Source organism: Rugamonas aquatica (assembly GCF_009380215.1).
GTDB classification, from domain to species: domain Bacteria; phylum Pseudomonadota; class Gammaproteobacteria; order Burkholderiales; family Burkholderiaceae_D; genus Rugamonas; species Rugamonas aquatica_B.
The window spans coordinates 560,546-577,367 of sequence record NZ_WHUG01000003.1 but is presented as its reverse complement, the minus strand read 5'-3'; the positions used below and the strand labels follow the sequence as shown (position 1 = coordinate 577,367).

Sequence of the window (16,822 nt, the reverse complement as noted above, 5' to 3'; positions counted from 1 at the left end):
GGTAGTCCGCAGCAGGAAACACATGGGTGTGTTTTTACCGTCCACGAGGGTCACCCCCTCCCGGACGGTTTTTTTTTACTTCAAATAACGGGCCTGCACCACGTCGTGCCCCAGCACGATGCGCATGTCGGCGTAGGCCGGTTTTCCGCTCTGCGCCTGTAGCGGCAAGCCCAGTCGCTGCGCCAGCGTTTGGGCCAGCAGCTGCTGGTCGCGCTGATACTCGATGCGGCTGAGCGGCACCACGAAAGGCCGGACGTTGGTCAGGCGCGTGGCCTTGATGCCCTCCGCGTTCAGCGTGCGCGCCAGCCGCGCGGCGGCGCCGGTGATGCCGTTGCCGTTGCTGATCTCCAGCCGGACACCCGACGGCGCGGGTGCGGCGGCGGCATCGGCAACGGTGCCGACACCTGCGCCAGCGCCGACGCGCAGCACCTCCACCAATGCCGCGCCGATCTGCCGCACTTCCGTGCGCGGCATCGATGCATCGAGGACGGCCCTGGCCTGCGCCGCGCCTTCCTTCAACAGCGCGTAGTCGCGCTGCACGTCATGCGCGCGCAGCGTGGCCGCCTGCCTGAACATGACCGCCGCCCGCTCGCGTTCTCCGCCGGCCTCCAGCGCAGCGCCCAGCTGCTCCCAGCTCGACGCCTCGGTCGGCGCCTGCAAACAGGCCCGCTCCAGCGCCGTCAGGGCGGCACTCCGCGTGTCAGGCTCCGGCTCGGATGTGGGTGCGGGCGCGGGCGCGATGCCGCTGCACGCCATCAGCATCGCGCCGCTGCATGCGGCGACCAGTACATATCTCATCATCGTCTCCTATTGGCCCAGCATGGCCGGCAGCATCCGGTAAATCTGGATGCCCGCTGGTCCCATCAGCACCAGCATCAGCGTCGGGAAGATGCAGAAGATCAGCGGGAACAGCAGCTTCAACGCGATCTTGGCCGCGGCCTCCTCGGCGATCACGCTGCGTTTGCTGCGCAGATTATCTGAGTGCACCCGCAAGGACTCGCCCATGCTGGTGCCGAAGCGCTCCGACTGGATCAGCATCGCCACCAGCGTATCGACATCCTCGACACCGCTGCGCAAGGCCAGGTTGCGCAAGGCCTTCTCCTTGCTGAAGCCGGCGCGCATTTCCATCAGCACCAGCTGCAGCTCCTGCGCCAGCGCCACGCTCTTGATGTGGATTTCGCCCGCCACTTTGGCCAGCGCGCGCTCCAGGCTCAGGCCCGCCTCAACGCAGACGGTCAGCAGATCCAGCGCATCGGGGAAGTTTTCGAAAATCTCGCGGCTGCGGCCGGACGCCTTGTGCGACAGCACGGCGTTCGGCAGGTAGTAGCCGATGGCCGCCGTCACCAGCAGCAGATGCAGATAGATTTTGTTCAGCGCGCCCTGCAGCGCAGTGGCGCCCAGCAGCGCCACCACGGCCGGCAATCCCAGCGCCAGCACCGTCTTGGCGGCGAAGTACAGCGACGGCGCCGATGCGCGGCGCCAGCCGGCGTTCATGAAACGGGTGCGCAGCGGCGAACGTTCCCAGCCCTCCTCCGGCAGCGACAGGCGGGAGAACGGCTGCGCCGCCTGCGCCACCTTCTCCACCCAGCCGCCGTCGGCCGCCGACGAGGATTCCGGCGTGCCGATAAAATCACCGAGCCGCTCGCGTATCGGCACCGACGAAAAACTCAGCAGCGCCACCAGCGCAATGCACACCACCACCGCGAAGACAATCACGAGGAAGATAATCTGCCGGATGTCCATGACGCGCTCCTCAAACCCGTATGCGTATCAGCCTGCGCATCCACAGCACACCGCCGCAGGCCATCACGCAGGCGTACCACGTCAACCGTATGCCCACCGGATCGGTCCACAGCACGCTAATGTAGGCGCGATTGACCAGCGCCATCATCGCCAGCACGCCCAGCGGCAGCAGGCCCAATATCCAGGCCGACATCCTGCCCTCGGCCGACATCACGCGCACCTGTGCCAGCAAGCGCAAACGGGCGCGTATCAGACGGCTGATATTGCCGAGGACTTCCGCCAGGTTGCCGCCCGATTCGCGCTGGATCAGCACCGCGATCACCAGGTAGCGCAGATCGGTCAGCGGCACGCGCATCGCCAGGTTGTGCAAGGCTTCGTTCATCGGCACGCCGTAGTTGATCTCCTCGTAGGCGAACTTGAATTCGCCGGCGATCGGCTCCGGCATCTCCTCGCCCACCATCTGCATGACGTTGGCGAAGGAGTGGCCCGCGCGCAGCGCCCTGCCGAGAAAGTCCGCCGCCTCCGGCAACTGCACCTCCAGCTTGAGCAGGCGCGCGCGGCGCGCACGCATCAACACCAGCCAGGGCAGCGACAACGAAAACGCCAGCAGTCCGGTGGCCGCCATCGCGGGCATCGACAGCAGCGACAGGACCAGCAGGCCGCACGCCAGCATCGCCAGCGTGCAGCAGAGGAACTGCGACACCGACCACTGCACGCCCGCCTGCAGCAGCAGCTGGTCCAGCAGGGCCAGGCGATCGACCCGGCGCAGGATACGCTCCAGCGCCGGATTGCGGCTGTAGCTGCGCTGCTTGAGGATGTCGATCCGTTCGCCGCCGCGCTCACCGCGCGCCGCCATCAAGCGCAGGCGCTTGGCGATGCGCCGCGCACCGCCGCCGTGGGCGCTCGACCACCACAGCCAGGCGCCTTCGATCATCAGGATCACTGCGGCGAACAGCAGCACCGCGAAGGCCGTGAAGAGCGTGTCCATATCGCTACTCGTAGATCTTGTCGGGATCGAACACCGAATCCGCCACCGGCACGCCGAACATGCGCAGGCGGTCGGCGAAGCGCGGCCGCACGCCGGTGGCGGAGAAGCTGCCCTGCACCTTGCCGTTCGCGTCCACGCCTTTCTGCTCGTAGCGGAATATCTCGTGCATGGCGATCACGTCGCCCTCCATGCCGGTGATCTCCTGCAGGCTGACCAGCTTGCGCGTGCCATCGGTCAGCCGCGACACCTGCATCACCACCGTGATGGCGGAACAGATCTGCTGCCGCGTGGCGCGCGGCGTCAGGTTCAAGCCGGTCATGCCGACCATGTTCTCCAGCCGCGACAAGGCATCGCGCGGCGTGTTCGAGTGGATGGTGGCCAGCGATCCTTCATGGCCGGTGTTCATCGCCTGCAGCATGTCGAGCGCCTCCGGCCCGCGCACCTCGCCGAGGATGATGCGGTCGGGCCGCATGCGCAGCGCATTGCGCACCAGCGAACGCTGATTGACCTCGCCCTTGCCCTCGATGTTGGGCGGCCGCGTCTCCAGCCGCACCACATGCGGCTGGCGCATTTGCAGCTCCGCCGCATCCTCGATGGTGACGATGCGCTCCGCCGCCGGAATGAAGCCGGACAGCACGTTCAGCATGGTAGTCTTGCCGCTGCCGGTGCCGCCGGAGATCAGGATGTTGACCTTGGCCTGGCCCAGCGCCTTCAGCACCTCCATCATCGGCGGCGTCAGGCTGCGGTAGTCGAGCAGGTTCTGCACCGTCAGCGGATTGACGGAGAAGCGCCGTATCGACAGGATGGGGCCATCGATCGCCAGCGGCGGAATGATGGCGTTCACACGCGAGCCATCCGGCAGCCGCGCATCGACCATCGGCGACGACTCGTCCACGCGGCGGCCCACGCGCGAGACGATCTTCTCGATGATCTTCATCAGGTGGGCGTTGTCGTTGAAGGTCACATCGGTCAGCTCCAGCCGGCCAGCGCGTTCGACGTAGACCCTGGCGCAGGTGTTGACCAGGATGTCGGACACGCCGGGGTCGGCCAGCAGCGGTTCCAGCGGCCCGAAGCCCAGCATCTCGTGCTGGATGTCGAGCACCAGGCTATGCCGCTCGTGCTGATTGAGCACGATGCGCTCTTCCTCGATGATGCGCTGGACCAGCAGCGCCAGCTCGTGCTTGAACTGCTCCGGCGTCAAGCGCTTCAGGCGCTCCAGATCGATGCGGTCGAGTATCGTCTGGTGCATGCTCTTCTTCAGCTCCAGATAGGCCGCAGCGGCCAGGCCCGGCGGCCCGTTGATGCCCTGGCGGTTGTCGTCGGCGCTCGCCAGCCGTTCGCGTAAGCTCATGTCATCCTCCTCAATCGTTGTCGTGGCGGCCGAACAGGCGGTCGAACAGGCCTTTGCTTTCGGAGACCCGGCGCGCCGTCACCAGCTCCACCAGTTCGGCCAGGCTGCGCGCCACCGCGCTGCTGCGCGACAGCTGCAGCACCGGTATGCCCTGGTTGACCGAATCCGTGGCCGACAGATAATCGTTGGGCACCGTGTGCACCACGTCCGCGCCCAGCGCCTGCTCCAGGTCCATCAGCCGCAGCTTGCCGCCCTTTTCGTAGCGGTTGACGATCAGGCGCGTGCGCTCGCTCGGGTAGCCCAGCGAGCGGAAGATGTCCAGCAGGCGGCGGCCGTCGCGGATGTCCGGCAGCGCCAGCTGCAGCACCGGATGGATGGTGTCCGCCTGGTCCAGCGCGCGCAGCGAGATGGCGTCGATCTGGCGGCCGACATCGAGCACGATGAAGTCGTAGTGCTGGCGCGCCACGCGCAGGATGGCGTCCATATGCTCGGGCTTCATGTCGACCGCGTGATTGGGATCGTCGGCCGCCGCCAGCACGCCGAAGTTGGAGGCCACGTGCACCAGGCAGGAATCGAGGAAGGAGCCGTCCATGCGGCTGATCTGCGCGCAGATGTCGGACAGCGTCATCGCCGGCTTCTGGTCCGATACGTACAGCGTGGCGTCGCCGAACTGGCCGTGCAGGTCGATCAGCAGCACCTTCTTGTCGGCCAGCGCGGCCAGCGCGTAGCCGAAGTTCGTCGACAGGAACGTCGCGCCGCTGCCGCCCTTGCAGGAGATGAAGGCCAGCACCTTGCCGTCGCGCGTCTGGCTGACGCCCGTCGCCACTTCGATGCGGCTCATCGCCTCGTGGAAGGCGCTGTGCGCCAGCGGCAGTTGCAGCACCTCGCGCATGCCGGCGCGCATGGCCCGGATCAGCAAGTCCTGCTGCGGCTCGCGCGTCAACAGCATGAAGGACGACGACGAATACAGCTTGCCCAGGCGTTCGAGCAGTTCGGTTTCGTCCGGCGCGGCGTCGCTGGCGTCGACGATCACCAGGTCCGGCATCTCCGGCAGCTGGCGTTCGACCCCATCGCGCAGGCCATTGCGCGACGCCACCAGCTGCATCGGCGGCATGCGCGCGGAACCTTGTGCGGCGACTTCGGCGTGCAGCAGGCTGTCCCTGCTGATCATCAGTGCTTTCATGATCGCTCCTCGTGACACAGCTACTTGGCGCCGCTGACGCCAATGGTGAATGCGGACGGCTGCGGCGCCGGATCGCTGCCGGCCTTTTGATACCGCTCGTAGGCGGCGTGCGCGGCGCGGCCATCCATGCCGGCGACCGGATCGCCGTTGCGGCCCGCGTCCGCATGCATGACCTGCAGCGCCAGCGTGGCGCGGGCGGCGGCGCCGAAGTTGCGGTCCCACTGCGGCGTGGTGGGCGTGATGGACGGGGTAGTCAGGGCGCACGCGGCCAGCGTGCATGCCATCGGCAGGCTAAGTAGGTATCGCATCGTCGTATCCCGGTTATTTGTGATCGGTGCTCTGGGCCGGCGGCCCTTCCATGCGGCCTTCGAGGAACAGCTGCGCGCGGCTCGGCGTCGTGACATCGTCGGTCGGCAGCTTGTAGTTCGCCGGCAGCGGCTTGACCAGATGCGGCGTCACCACGAACAGCAGCTCGGTGCGGTCCTGCTGGAAGTCGGTGCTGCGGAACAGCGCCCCCAGCACCGGCAGTTCGCCCAGCACCGGCAGGCCGTGGATGTTGGTGGTCTGGGTGTTGCGGATCAGGCCACCGATGGCGAAGCTTTGGCCATCGAACAGTTCAACCGTGGTGGAGGCGCGGCGCGTGGTAATCAGCGGCAGGATGGCGCCGCCGGAGAAGCCCGCGGCCGAGATGCCGATGCCCTCGCGCGACAGCTCCGATACTTCCGGCGCCACGCGCAGGTTGATGCGGCCGCCCGCCAGCACCGTGGGCGTGAAGCGCAGGCCGACGCCGAACTCCTTTTCCGCCAGCGTGATCTTGTTGTTGTCCTGCGCGACCGGAATGAAGATTTTTCCGCCTGCCAGAAAACTGCCTTCCTGGCCGCTGATCGCCATCACCGTCGGTTCGGCCAGGATGCGCACCAGGCCATCCTGCTTTTCGGCGGAGATGCCGGCGTGGTTGCCGCCGGTCTTGCCGATGCCGAGCAATCCTTTCAATGTGCCGGACACGAAATCCGACGCCAGCGCCGTGGTCCAGCTGCCGCCGCCGAAGCTCAGCGCCAGGCCGCTCTCCAGTTTGTCCAGCAGCGTCTTGGAGACCTCGGCGATTTTCACTTCCAGCATCACCTGCTGCGGTGCGCCGACGTTGAGCAGGTTGACGATGCGCGTCGCGCCTGCGCCGGCGGCGGACGGCGCCGATGCAGCCGGCGATGCGGCGGCGCCCTTGTCGCCCTTGGCCGCCTCCAGCGCCTGCGCCGGGCGCCGCACGAACGCGGCCGCCAGGTCCAGCACGCGCGCCGCCGTTTGCGCATCGTCGACGGTGCCGCTGATGACCAGCGTGTCGCCGGCGGCGCTGACCTGTATGTCTTTTTGCGCCGGCATCAACGCGGCCAGCGCGTTCTGCAGCGCGGCCGGATCGACGCCGACCACCACCTCGATCACATTGCACATGCCGCTGCGGCCCTGCACGATCATATTGCTGCTGCCGATGTCGACGCCCACCACATACAGCGTATCCTGTGCCACCAGCATCGCCTGCAGCACGGCCGGATTGCCGACGCTGCGCGCCTGCACCGCCTCTGGCATACGCATCAGCGTCGACTTGCCCAGCGCGAGCGTCAGGTTGCCCGGCGTCGCCGCCTGGCCGGCGCAGCGCAGGCCCACGGCATCGCGGCTCGCCTGCGGCTGCGGCGCTTCCGGCGCGGCGGCGGCCGCACCTGCACCGCTGGCCGGGACGCCGCCGACGGCCTGCGCCTGGCTGGCCACCACGATCAACAGCAGCACGTATCGTAGCGTCCTCATGGCGCGCTCACAGGCATTCCTGCGTGCGCTGCACACCGGCGATCACGCCGACACAGGAACGGCTGCGCAGCGCCGACTGCGCCAGCTGTGCGCGCGGCTTGTCCGCAACGGCTGGCGTTGGGGCCGGAGCGGGGACAGGCGCGGCCGCCCTGGCGATGCCGAGCAGGCTGAATTTGGTCGCACCATCCGTCACGCCGGGACGTGGATCGACCTGGTTGCGCAGCACCAGCGACAAGCTGCCGACGCTGCGCGCCAGGTCGATGTTCTCGGCCTGCGCCGGCGTCACCTCCAGCGTGACGGCGTTGACCACGCGCGGCTTGGTCTCGTCGCGTCCCACTTCCTGCGCCACGGCCAGCACCAGTATCCGTTCCAGCACGATCTTGGAGATCGCGTTGTCGTTGCCGGAAGCTGCGGCCTGCGTGTTGACGATGATGTCGACGAAGTTCCCCGGCAGCGCAAAACCAGCCACCCCCACCACATCGTTCACGCGCACCGTGATGGCCCGCTTGCCTTCCGAGATCAACGCCGACAAGCCGCCCAGCGTGCCGGCCGGCGCCAGCTTGGCTTCGCTCAGCGGCTCGTTGCGCAGTACGCTGGTTTTCAGCACGCGCCCGACCAGCCGCGAGCCGTCGCGAATGGCGCCGTGCGGCAGGCTTTCGGCCGGCCAGTCTATCGTCATCAGCATCTCCGGCGTCAGGCGCTGGCCCAGGTTCACATCGGTGGCGGCGACGACGATCTTGTTGGCCGACGCCGGCGACTGGCGCAGCAGCCAGCGCGAGGCCAGGCCCACGGCCACCAGTCCCAGCACGACAGCCAGCGCCATCATCAGCAGTGCGCGCTTGTTGTTCATGCTATGCGCCGTTGCAGCTGATCGATCGCATCGCCGGCCGCCGCCGCAGGTTCGCAGGTGGCGAACATGCTGATCCAGGCCTGCTCCAGCGCCGCCACGCTGAGGCGCGCAGGCTCGCCCAGGAAGCCGGCGAAATCGTTGATGCGGCCGATGATCGCGCGCGGGTAGCACGCCAGCAGCGGCAGGCCGCTACCCGCATGCAGCACATCGATCAGATGGCGCAGCGCCGCGTCATCGAACACCACGCCCATCGTCACGCACTGCTGGCGAAACAAGGTGCGGTAGCTGGCGCCGTCCAGCGGGCCGACCGGGATCTTGTAGCCGATGCGGCGCAGCGCCGATGCGTCGAGCAGCGTCTCCGGCGACAGGCTGGTGGCGAACACCAGCTGCATGTGGCACGGCACGCTGAAGTGGTAGCCGCCGGCCAGCGCCAGCTGGCTGCGTTCCAGTTCGCGCGCCTGCGAGAAGCGGTTCAGCAGATCGGCGGCGGGCATGCGCTGCCGGCCCAGGTCATCGACGATCAGCAAGCCGTTGTTGGCCTTCAGCTGCGGCGGCGAGCGGTAGCTGCCGCTATGGCTGTCCGGCTGCAGCTCCAGCATGTCGGCGCTGAGATCGGCGTCGAGCGCCACCACGGGCCGCTGGCACAGCACCCAGCGCGGATCGCTGCTGCGGCGTTCCTGCGCCGGCCGCAATGCGCGCAGGTGCTGCGGCGTGGGCGCGCGATGCAGCAGCGCGTCGTAGACCTGGACGATCTCCTGCCCCACCACCAGCGCATGCGGCACCGCGATCACGCCCTGCTGCAGGCTCCCCAGGCGGCGCGCCAGCACCGACTTGCCGCTGCCGGACGGCCCATGCAGCAGCACCGTGCGGCCCGCGTACATGGCCGCGCCCAGCATGCGCTGCACGGCGGCGCTGAGGAAGTCGTCGGCGAATTCGGCCGCCAGTTCATCGGCGCACAGCTGCGGCACCTGGGCGGCCTGGCGTTCGACCACGGCGCGGTAGGCTTCCAGCGTGACCGGCGCCGGGCCGACGTAGGGGCAGCGGTCCATCCAGGCGCTGGCGCGCAGGCGGCCCGCCGCCGTCAGCTGGTACTGCACGTCGATGTCCGACTCGCCGCGCCAGGCCACTTCGACCACGTGTTCGGCCAGCATGAGCTCCAGCACCTCGCGCAGCACATTGATCGACAGGTGCAGCCGTGTGGTCAGCACCGGCAGATGACTTTTGCCGTTGACAAAGATGGCCTTGGCGATCAGCTCGACGATCAGCTGCTGCGACAAGCCGGTGTCGCGCACCGATTTCGGCTGCGCCGGCAGCTCGCCGGCGAGGCCGGCATCATGGGCGGAGGAAGGCGATTCGACTGCGAGCATGGCGTTCTCCAGCGTTGAATAAGTTACGTTGAGGAATCAAGTCTATCGGCCCGCACTTTGTGGACATTGACGCGCAGCAAAGGCGCGGCAAGCGGCAGGTCAGCGATGCGCCAGCGCGACAACCGCCATCGTTGCCAGCGCGATCGCCAGGCCGTAGGGGATGCCGCCGACGCTGGTGCCGGGCTCCAGCGGCACCGCTTGCAACGGTATGCCGAAGCAGCGCCACAGCAGCGGCTGGCAGATCGTGGACAGGTTGCGCCAGCCATCGCGCCAGCGGCCGCTCCACAGCAGCATCAGCAAGGCCATCACGCCACCGATCAGCGTGGTCAGCGCGGCTACCTGCAGCGCCGCCAGCGGGCCGACGAAAGCGCCGACCATGGCCATCAGCTTGACGTCGCCGGCGGCCATGCCGCGCAATAAATACAGCGGCAAGAATAAAAAAAAGCCGGCCAAGCTGCCGGCCAGCCAGTACGTCAAGGGCGCCCAGTGCTGTCCGCCCAGCACGTGCAACATCAGCGCCAGCAACAGGCCGCTGAGGATCAGTACATTCGGAATCTTGCGCAGGGCCAGGTCAGTCACGGCCGCTTGCGCCACCAGGCAGATCAATATCAGTTCGATCGCATTCAGCATGACGGTCTCTCCAACAAAAGGCTTTCCAGCCCGACTGCGGCTGGAAAGCCTGGTGCTTACGGGGTGGTGATGGCGGTCGCGATCGTGGTGAAAGCGGTCCTCAGCGCCGGCCCCAACAAGGCGAAGGCCGTACCGACCGCCACCACCATCGTTGCCGCGATCAAGCCATATTCAATGGCGGTGATCCCCTCTTCGTCGTGCGCAAACACCTTTGCTGCTGCAATCAGTGCGTTCATGATTTACTCCCGGATTAAGTTGAACAACTACCCCTGGCGCGGCTTGGCGGACTGCCCGGATCGCCTTCGCTTCACCATTAGGACCAACTATACGGATCGGAGTTTTCTGAGAGTTGACGCGACGCAAGTTTTCCGTGCGGCATTATTTTAGGGGTATGATGAAAATGTTCGTGCGGGACAGACATCGCGGCTGGCTTATGTCAAACTGCATCAGTTTCCTGATCATTAAGCTGGAACGGGATGGTCCGGCTGTCGGAAAAAGGTCGCATAAGTTGCAAGGAATGTTTTTTTTCGCACACATGAATTGCCTTGATTGCAAAAAGCTATTATCCTGCTTAGCTGTTCTTTGGAAAGGCCCCGTGTTGCAGCTTCACTGTGCGCCTGACTATCAAAGATATTGGCTTGATAGGCGTGAACAAAACGTGGCTCGACGCAAGGTTGTGTGATTATTTTCCAGAGAAGAAAATGGATTCCCTACTGAAACACATGGTGGACATGACCGGCCACCGCGATCACACGATGCTCGACATCTCAGTGATCTCGGCGGTGCAGGAGCTTGCCCGCGCCAGTCAGGCCCGCGTGCTGACGCTGGCGACAGTCAGGGGGAAAATTTTCGTCCGACCGCGCGCCATCATCTGCGCCGGCGAAGCGGCGCGCATGGTCGACACCTCGGACCTGCACAATCCCGGCGAACCGATCGAAAACATCCCGGCCCTGGCCCAGTGCATCGCCAACCACGAATCGGGCGCCGATGTCGCCAACGAGGCGGGCGAGCACACGCTGTGGCTGCCGATCTGGCTGGGCGACAAGGCCGACACCTGCCTGGAAATCGTCAACCCGACGCCCTACACCAGCGACACCATCCACGTCATCGGCGGCATCGTCAGCGTCTACCGCAACTTCCAGAACTTGCTGGACTACAGCGAACGCGACTCGCTGACCGGCCTGCTCAACCGCAAGACCTTCGACGACCAGCTGGCCAAGATGCTGGCCGCCAGCACCGAGCAGGATGCGATCACGCTGCCGGGCGAACCGGAGCGCCGCAGCCACCACGATGAAGAAAAACAATGGCTGGCCGTGGTCGATGTGGACCATTTCAAGCATGTTAACGACCGTTTCGGCCATTTATACGGCGATGAGGTATTGATACTGATCGCCAACCTGCTGACCTCCTCGTTCCGCGCGCAAGACCGCGTGTTCCGTTTCGGCGGCGAGGAATTCGTCGTGCTGCTGCGTTCGACCACCCTGGACAACGCCAAGAAAATCATCGACCGCTTCCGGACGAATGTGGCTTCCCACGATTTCCCGCAGGTGGGCAAGGTGACGGTGAGTGTGGGCTTTGTCAGCATCAGCGCGCTGGAGGCGCCGGTGATTATCCTGGGACACGCCGATCAGGCGCTGTACTACGCGAAAAGCCACGGCCGCAACCTGGCCTGCCACTACGACGAACTGGTCGATGGCGGCCTGCTGCACGCCATCGAATCCAACGATACCGCCGAATTCTTCTAGGCCAGCGTCAGGAAGCGCATCGGGTCGACATTCCACTTGCTGGGCGACTCGTGGCCGACGATCTTGTCGCCGCCGCCAAAGCCCAGTCCGCGCGACAAATCGATGGTTTCCGGCTTGATGTAGAGATTTTGCTTGGTGTTGAAGAAGACATTCACTTTCGGCGCCAGCAAGTTGGTCTCGTGTGGCTCAATCACCACACCCAGCCGTCCCGATTCCAGCATGACCATGGTTCCGACCGGGTAGATCCCCACGCAACGCATGAATTCCTGGGCGAATTTCGGATTGAAGTGGAACTTGCTCCACTCGTAAATCTTGCGCAGCGCCGCCGCCGCCGGCATACCCTTGTGATAACAGCGGTCGGCCGTAATGGCGTCGTACACGTCGACAATCGCCGCCATCTGCGCCAATTCGCTGATTTCATCGTTGGCCTGCTTGTTCGGATAGCCGCTGCCGTCGCGCCGCTCGTGGTGGTGCAGCGTGATGTCGAGCGGAATCGGCCCTACTTCCGGCGATTGCAGCAGGATGTTGTAGCCATCCTGCGGATGGCGCTTGATGATGGCGAATTCCTCGTCCGTCAGCGGGCCGGGCTTGTTGAGGATGGCGTCCGGCACCAGCGCCTTGCCGGTGTCGTGCAACAGCCCGCCGAGGCCGGCCTGGTGGGTCGTTTCGGCGTCGATGCCGCGCGAGCGGCAGAACGCCACCAGCAGCGTACATACGCTAACTGAGTGCAAAAAGGTGTAATCGTCCTTGTTCTTGATGCGCAGCAGGCCAACCAGCGCCCCAGGATTGCGCAAAATCGATTCGGTGATATTCTGCACCACCGGCTGTACCTGGTCGAGTTCGATGGCCTTGCCCAGGCGCGCATCCTGCATCACCGTACGCACCAGCGTCGAGGCCTGATGGCGGATCTGCACCGCGCGCTGCATCTCCTCGCCCAGCGACACGCGGGTGATGACCGGCGCCTTGGCGACGATTTCGACGATTTCGCGTTCGGTGGCAGCCTGCGCCTCGTCCAACGTCGGCGCGTCCTGCACGTCCATCCCTTTGGCGTTGTCTATGACAACATCGTGGATGCCGGCGTTGATAATCTTGCGGATTTCATCTTCGCTGGTGAGCAGGAAACGGTTGCGAACGAACGGATGGGTCATCCAGTCGCAGCTCAAGTCATGGATGTACATGCCCACTTTAAGCTGTGAAGAGTCGACTTTCTTTAGCATACTGGTACCCACTTTAAAGAGGCTGGAAGCAGCGGAACGGGCTGATTCCAGTATAACAAATAGTTTCCTGTCAGGATTAGTTTTACAAGTGCTACCATTTGTTTGTCCAGGTTAATACAACGCCCCAGCATCCATGGAATTACGCCAACTCCGGTATTTTGTAGCCATAGTAGACCACGGTTCGCTGTCACGCGCTGCCCTGGTGCTGCATGTTGCGCAACCGGCACTGACGCAACAGTTGCGCCAGCTGGAAGAGGAGCTGGGCGTGCAGTTATTGCATCGCTCCGCCCAGGGTGTGCTGAGCACGGACGCCGGCAAGATTTTCTATGAACACGCGCAAGCCATCCTCAAGCAGGTGGCCGACGCCCGTTCGGCTGTGGCGCAATCGGCCGAACGCCCCAGCGGTAGCGTCACGCTGGGGCTGCCGCACAGCATCTCCGGCGCGCTGGCGCTGCCGCTGCTGACAGCGGCGCGCGCGCAATACCCGGAAATCACGCTGCAACTGACCGAAGAGCTGACCGGCAACCTGAGCGACCAGCTCAAATCCGGCCGCGTCAACCTGGCCGTGCTGTTCGACGACGGCCAACTGGCCCAGTTCGCCACCACGCCGCTGGTGGAAGAGGAACTGCGCTTCATCTGTCGCGCCGACGCCACGTATGCGCAAGGCGAGCAGGCCCTCACCCTGGCGCAGACGCTGAAAACCACGCTGATCCTGCCCGGCCTGCAGCACGGCGTGCGGCCGCGCATCGAAAGCGTGGCGCGCCAGGCCGGCCTGACCTTGGACCAGGTGATCGAGATCAATTCCATCGCCATCCTCAAGTCCGCCATCCTGGCCGACATGGGCGCGACCATCCTGCCGTCGGCGCCGGTGCTGGACGAGCTGGAGCGCGGCGCCATGCGCTCGCACCGCATCCACAGCCCGTCGATTTCGCGCACGGTGGTGTTGTGCGCGTCCAAGAATATCCCGCTGACCAACGCGGCGGCGGCGGTCAGCCGGCTGGTGCAGCAGGTCAGCGCGCAGCTGTGCGCCGGCGACACCTGGCCGGGCGCCACCGCCATTTCCGGCGGTGCAAGCGCCTGACGCCTAGCGGCTGGCCAGCTCCAGCGCCGCCATCGCCGGCGCGATCATCGCCAGCAGCCGCGCCTTGCCGACGCCGTCGCGCGCCTGCACCGACAGGCCATGCAGCAGCGTGGCGTAGACATCGCCCAACGCCACCACATCGGTCCCGGTCTTCAACTCGCCGGCCTTCAGGGCCAGGCGCAGACGGTCGACGATCGACTTGGTGCGGGCGCTGCGGAACTCTCCCAGCCAGGCGATGACGGCGTCGCTCTGGATGCCGCCGTTGGCCGCCGCCGACACCACCATGCAGCCATGCGGCCGGCCGCTGCGGGTGTACAGCTGTACCGCTTCGCGCAGCATGCGTTCGATGGCTGCGCGGGCCGTCTCCTCCTGCGCCAGCGCGCGCGTGGCGAAGCCGCCCTCGCCTTCCACGTAGAGCGCCACCGCCTCGCGGAACAGCTCCTCCTTCGAACCGAAGGCGGCGTAAATACGCGCCGATGCGATACCCAGCGCAGCCACCAGATCGGACATGGCGACACCCTCGTAGCCGCGCTCCCAAAAAGCGTCCCGGGCCTTGTGCAGCGCCAGTTCGCGGTCGAATTCTCTTGGCCTACCAGCCATCATTTACCTCAGCAAAATCACCAGGACGGCCAGTATAGCCGCTCGCTCCAGCCACCCGGCGAACAAATACCGGCTTGACCGCCCGACAAATTTACCCTATTCTTTGTCGATCGACAAACAATAGGAGCCGATAAAAATGCGAACCATCAAAGGACCAAGCCTGCACCTCGCCCAATTCAGCGACGAGGCAGCCCCCTTCAACGACCTGCCATCGATCGCCGCCTGGGCCAGCGACACCGGCTTCAAGGCCCTGCAGCTGCCCGCCTGGGACCAGCGCCTGTTCGACGTCGCCACCGCCGCCGAAAGCCAGGCCTACTGCGACGACATCACCGGCATGCTGGCCGGCCACGGCCTGGTGCTGAGCGAACTGACCACCCACATCTTCGGCCAGCTGGTGGCAGTCCATCCCGCCTACGACGCCATGTGCGACAGCTTCGCGCCGGCCGAACTGCACGGCAAGCCGCAGGCGCGCACCGCCTGGGCCATCGAACGCCTGCTGATGTCGGCCAAGGCCTCGCGCCGCCTGGGCCTGACGGAGATGGGCACCTTTTCAGGCTCCTTCGCCTGGCCGTATCTGTTCCCCTTCCCGCAGCGTCCGGCCGGCCTGATCGAAACCGCCTTCGACGAACTGGCCAAGCGCTGGCTGCCGGTGCTGAACGCCTGCGACGAACAGGGCGTCAACCTGTGCTACGAAATCCATCCCAGCGAGGATCTGCACGACGGCGTCAGCTTCGAGATGTTCTACGACCGCGTCGGCCAGCACCAGCGCTGCAACATGCTGTATGACCCCAGCCACTTCGTGCTGCAACAGCTGAACTACCTCGACTTCATCGACATCTACAAGGAACGCATCCGCATGTTCCACGTCAAGGACGCCGAGTTCAATCCGAGCGGACGGCAAGGCATCTACGGCGGCTACCAGTCGTGGGAAAACCGCGCCGGGCGCTTCCGCTCGCTGGGCGACGGCCAGGTCGACTTCAAGGCCATCTTCTCCAAGCTGACCCAGTACGACTACGCCGGCTGGGCCACGCTGGAATGGGAGTGCTGCCTGAAGCACCAGGAAGTCGGCGCCAGGGAGGGCGTGGACTTCATCAACGCCCACATCATCCCCGTCACCGACAAGATCTTCGACGACTTCGCCGGCGCGCCGGTCAACCCGCAGCAAATGAAGCAGCTGCTCGGCATCGCCTGATGCCGTCACCCGACCACACAAGGAACACCATGCACGCATCACTCGCCGTACAAGACAAACAAGACCATCCCGAAACCGGCTTCTCGCACGACTACGTGCGCGTCGACGGCAACCGCATCCACTGCGTCAGCGCCGGCGCCGGCCGCCCGGTGCTGCTGATACCCGGCTGGCCGCAAACCTGGTACGCCTGGCGCCACGTCATGAGCGCGCTGGCCACGCAAGGCTATCTGGCCATCGCCGTCGATCCGCCCGGCACCGGCCACTCCGACCGCCCCGTCGGCGGCTACGACACCGGCACCGTCGCCAGCATCCTGCACCAGGCCATGAAGCAGCTCGGCCACGCCCACTACGACGTGGTCGGCCACGACATCGGCATGTGGATAGGCTACGCGATGGCCAGCGATTTTCCCGGCGCGATCGGCAAGCTGGCGCTGACCGAGGCTGTGATCCCCGGCCTGGCGCCGGCGCCGCCCATCTTCGTTCCGCAGGAGGACAATATCTTCCTGTGGCACTTCATGTTCAACCAGGTGCACGACCTGCCCGAGGCGCTCACCGCCGGCAAGGAGCGCGAGTACATCGGCTTCATGCTGGACAAATGGTCGTACCGCCGCGACCGCGTCGCCGCCGATGTCTACACCGAGGCCTACGCCACACCGGGCGCGCTGCGCGCCGGCTTCGCCTACTACCGCGCGATTCCCGAGACAATCCGCCAGAACCTGCTGCGCGCCGCATCGCCGCTGACCATGCCGGTGCTGACCATCGGCGCCGAGCACGCCACCAAGGACGCGCCGCTGCTCACCATGCAGGGCCGCGCCCTCGATCTGCGCGGCGCGATGGTCGCCGACTCCGGCCACTTCGTGATGGAGGAGAATCCGGACGACTTCCTGGCGCACCTGCTGCCCTTCCTGGAGGGCAGCCCAGTGTAGCCATCACTTTTTCTTATACCCCCATCGGCATTCGGTATTTCCGTATACGTCAACTCGCGCCCATACTCTGCTACAAAGCGGGTTTTTTAAGCCTAAAATACCTGCAACGCCGCTAACCATGCGGCCCATGGCCTGATCCTGGCGCGCCTACC

At 65.5% G+C, this 16,822-nt stretch carries 17 protein-coding genes; 4 read left to right on the top strand and 13 right to left on the bottom strand.

The window, feature by feature from the left end; translation table 11 throughout:
• Positions 1 to 75: 75 nt before the first annotated feature.
• The 11 genes from GEV02_RS10620 to GEV02_RS10570 form a co-directional block, all read right to left on the bottom strand.
• Positions 76 to 801 (bottom strand): LytR C-terminal domain-containing protein, encoded by a 726-nt coding sequence (locus tag GEV02_RS10620; RefSeq protein WP_152837947.1) that lies wholly within the window; start codon positions 799 to 801, stop codon positions 76 to 78.
• Positions 802 to 807: 6 nt separating this feature from the next.
• Positions 808 to 1,743, bottom strand: a complete 936-nt coding sequence (locus GEV02_RS10615) for a type II secretion system F family protein (RefSeq protein WP_152837946.1) — start codon at positions 1,741 to 1,743, stop codon at positions 808 to 810.
• Between the two features lie 10 nt (positions 1,744 to 1,753).
• Positions 1,754 to 2,731, bottom strand: a complete 978-nt coding sequence (locus GEV02_RS10610) for a type II secretion system F family protein (protein WP_152837945.1) — start codon at positions 2,729 to 2,731, stop codon at positions 1,754 to 1,756.
• Positions 2,732 to 2,735: 4 nt separating this feature from the next.
• Entirely contained in the window at positions 2,736 to 4,082 is a 1,347-nt protein-coding gene (locus GEV02_RS10605) for a CpaF family protein (protein WP_152837944.1), read from the bottom strand.
• 10 nt (positions 4,083 to 4,092) lie between these two features.
• Complete coding sequence (locus GEV02_RS10600; protein ID WP_152837943.1) at positions 4,093 to 5,265, bottom strand: AAA family ATPase; 1,173 nt, start codon at positions 5,263 to 5,265, stop codon at positions 4,093 to 4,095.
• A gap of 20 nt (positions 5,266 to 5,285) precedes the next feature.
• On the bottom strand, positions 5,286 to 5,573 hold the full coding sequence (locus tag GEV02_RS10595) for a hypothetical protein (RefSeq protein WP_152837942.1): 288 nt from the start codon (positions 5,571 to 5,573) through the stop codon (positions 5,286 to 5,288).
• Positions 5,574 to 5,586: 13 nt separating this feature from the next.
• Entirely contained in the window at positions 5,587 to 7,062 is a 1,476-nt protein-coding gene (locus GEV02_RS10590; protein WP_152837941.1) for a type II and III secretion system protein family protein, read from the bottom strand.
• Positions 7,063 to 7,069: 7 nt separating this feature from the next.
• The gene (gene cpaB / locus GEV02_RS10585; protein ID WP_152837940.1) at positions 7,070 to 7,912 is read right to left on the bottom strand and encodes a Flp pilus assembly protein CpaB; all 843 of its coding nucleotides are present in this window, start codon (positions 7,910 to 7,912) and stop codon (positions 7,070 to 7,072) included.
• Positions 7,909 to 9,279: an ATP-binding protein gene (locus GEV02_RS10580; protein ID WP_152837939.1), complete on the bottom strand. Its 1,371-nt coding sequence runs from the start codon at positions 9,277 to 9,279 to the stop codon at positions 7,909 to 7,911. Before GEV02_RS10580 ends, cpaB begins: the two co-directional genes overlap by 4 nt.
• 99 nt (positions 9,280 to 9,378) lie before the next feature.
• A complete protein-coding gene (locus GEV02_RS10575) occupies positions 9,379 to 9,909 on the bottom strand; it encodes an A24 family peptidase (protein ID WP_152837938.1) in 531 nt (176 codons plus the stop codon).
• A gap of 56 nt (positions 9,910 to 9,965) precedes the next feature.
• A complete protein-coding gene (locus GEV02_RS10570) occupies positions 9,966 to 10,145 on the bottom strand; it encodes a Flp family type IVb pilin (RefSeq protein WP_152837937.1) in 180 nt (59 codons plus the stop codon).
• A gap of 465 nt (positions 10,146 to 10,610) precedes the next feature.
• On the opposite strand from GEV02_RS10570, the gene GEV02_RS10565 reads away from it, so the two are divergent.
• Complete coding sequence (locus GEV02_RS10565) at positions 10,611 to 11,654, top strand: GGDEF domain-containing protein (RefSeq protein ID WP_008443834.1); 1,044 nt, start codon at positions 10,611 to 10,613, stop codon at positions 11,652 to 11,654.
• Here GEV02_RS10565 and GEV02_RS10560 read toward each other — a convergent pair.
• Positions 11,651 to 12,871: an HD-GYP domain-containing protein gene (locus GEV02_RS10560; RefSeq protein ID WP_008443832.1), complete on the bottom strand. Its 1,221-nt coding sequence runs from the start codon at positions 12,869 to 12,871 to the stop codon at positions 11,651 to 11,653. The genes GEV02_RS10565 and GEV02_RS10560 overlap by 4 nt on opposite strands.
• A 133-nt stretch (positions 12,872 to 13,004) precedes the next feature.
• Between GEV02_RS10560 and GEV02_RS10555 the strand changes: the two genes are divergently transcribed.
• Positions 13,005 to 13,952, top strand: a complete 948-nt coding sequence (locus GEV02_RS10555) for a LysR substrate-binding domain-containing protein (protein ID WP_152837936.1) — start codon at positions 13,005 to 13,007, stop codon at positions 13,950 to 13,952.
• 3 nt (positions 13,953 to 13,955) lie between these two features.
• On the opposite strand, the gene GEV02_RS10550 is transcribed toward GEV02_RS10555, so the two are convergent.
• Positions 13,956 to 14,552 (bottom strand): TetR/AcrR family transcriptional regulator, encoded by a 597-nt coding sequence (locus GEV02_RS10550; RefSeq protein WP_152838081.1) that lies wholly within the window; start codon positions 14,550 to 14,552, stop codon positions 13,956 to 13,958.
• A gap of 136 nt (positions 14,553 to 14,688) precedes the next feature.
• On the opposite strand from GEV02_RS10550, the gene GEV02_RS10545 reads away from it, so the two are divergent.
• On the top strand, positions 14,689 to 15,744 hold the full coding sequence (locus GEV02_RS10545) for a sugar phosphate isomerase/epimerase family protein (protein ID WP_152837935.1): 1,056 nt from the start codon (positions 14,689 to 14,691) through the stop codon (positions 15,742 to 15,744).
• 29 nt (positions 15,745 to 15,773) lie between these two features.
• Positions 15,774 to 16,670, top strand: coding sequence for an alpha/beta fold hydrolase (locus GEV02_RS10540; RefSeq protein ID WP_152837934.1), 897 nt, complete (start codon positions 15,774 to 15,776; stop codon positions 16,668 to 16,670).
• The last annotated feature ends 152 nt before the right edge of the window (positions 16,671 to 16,822 follow it).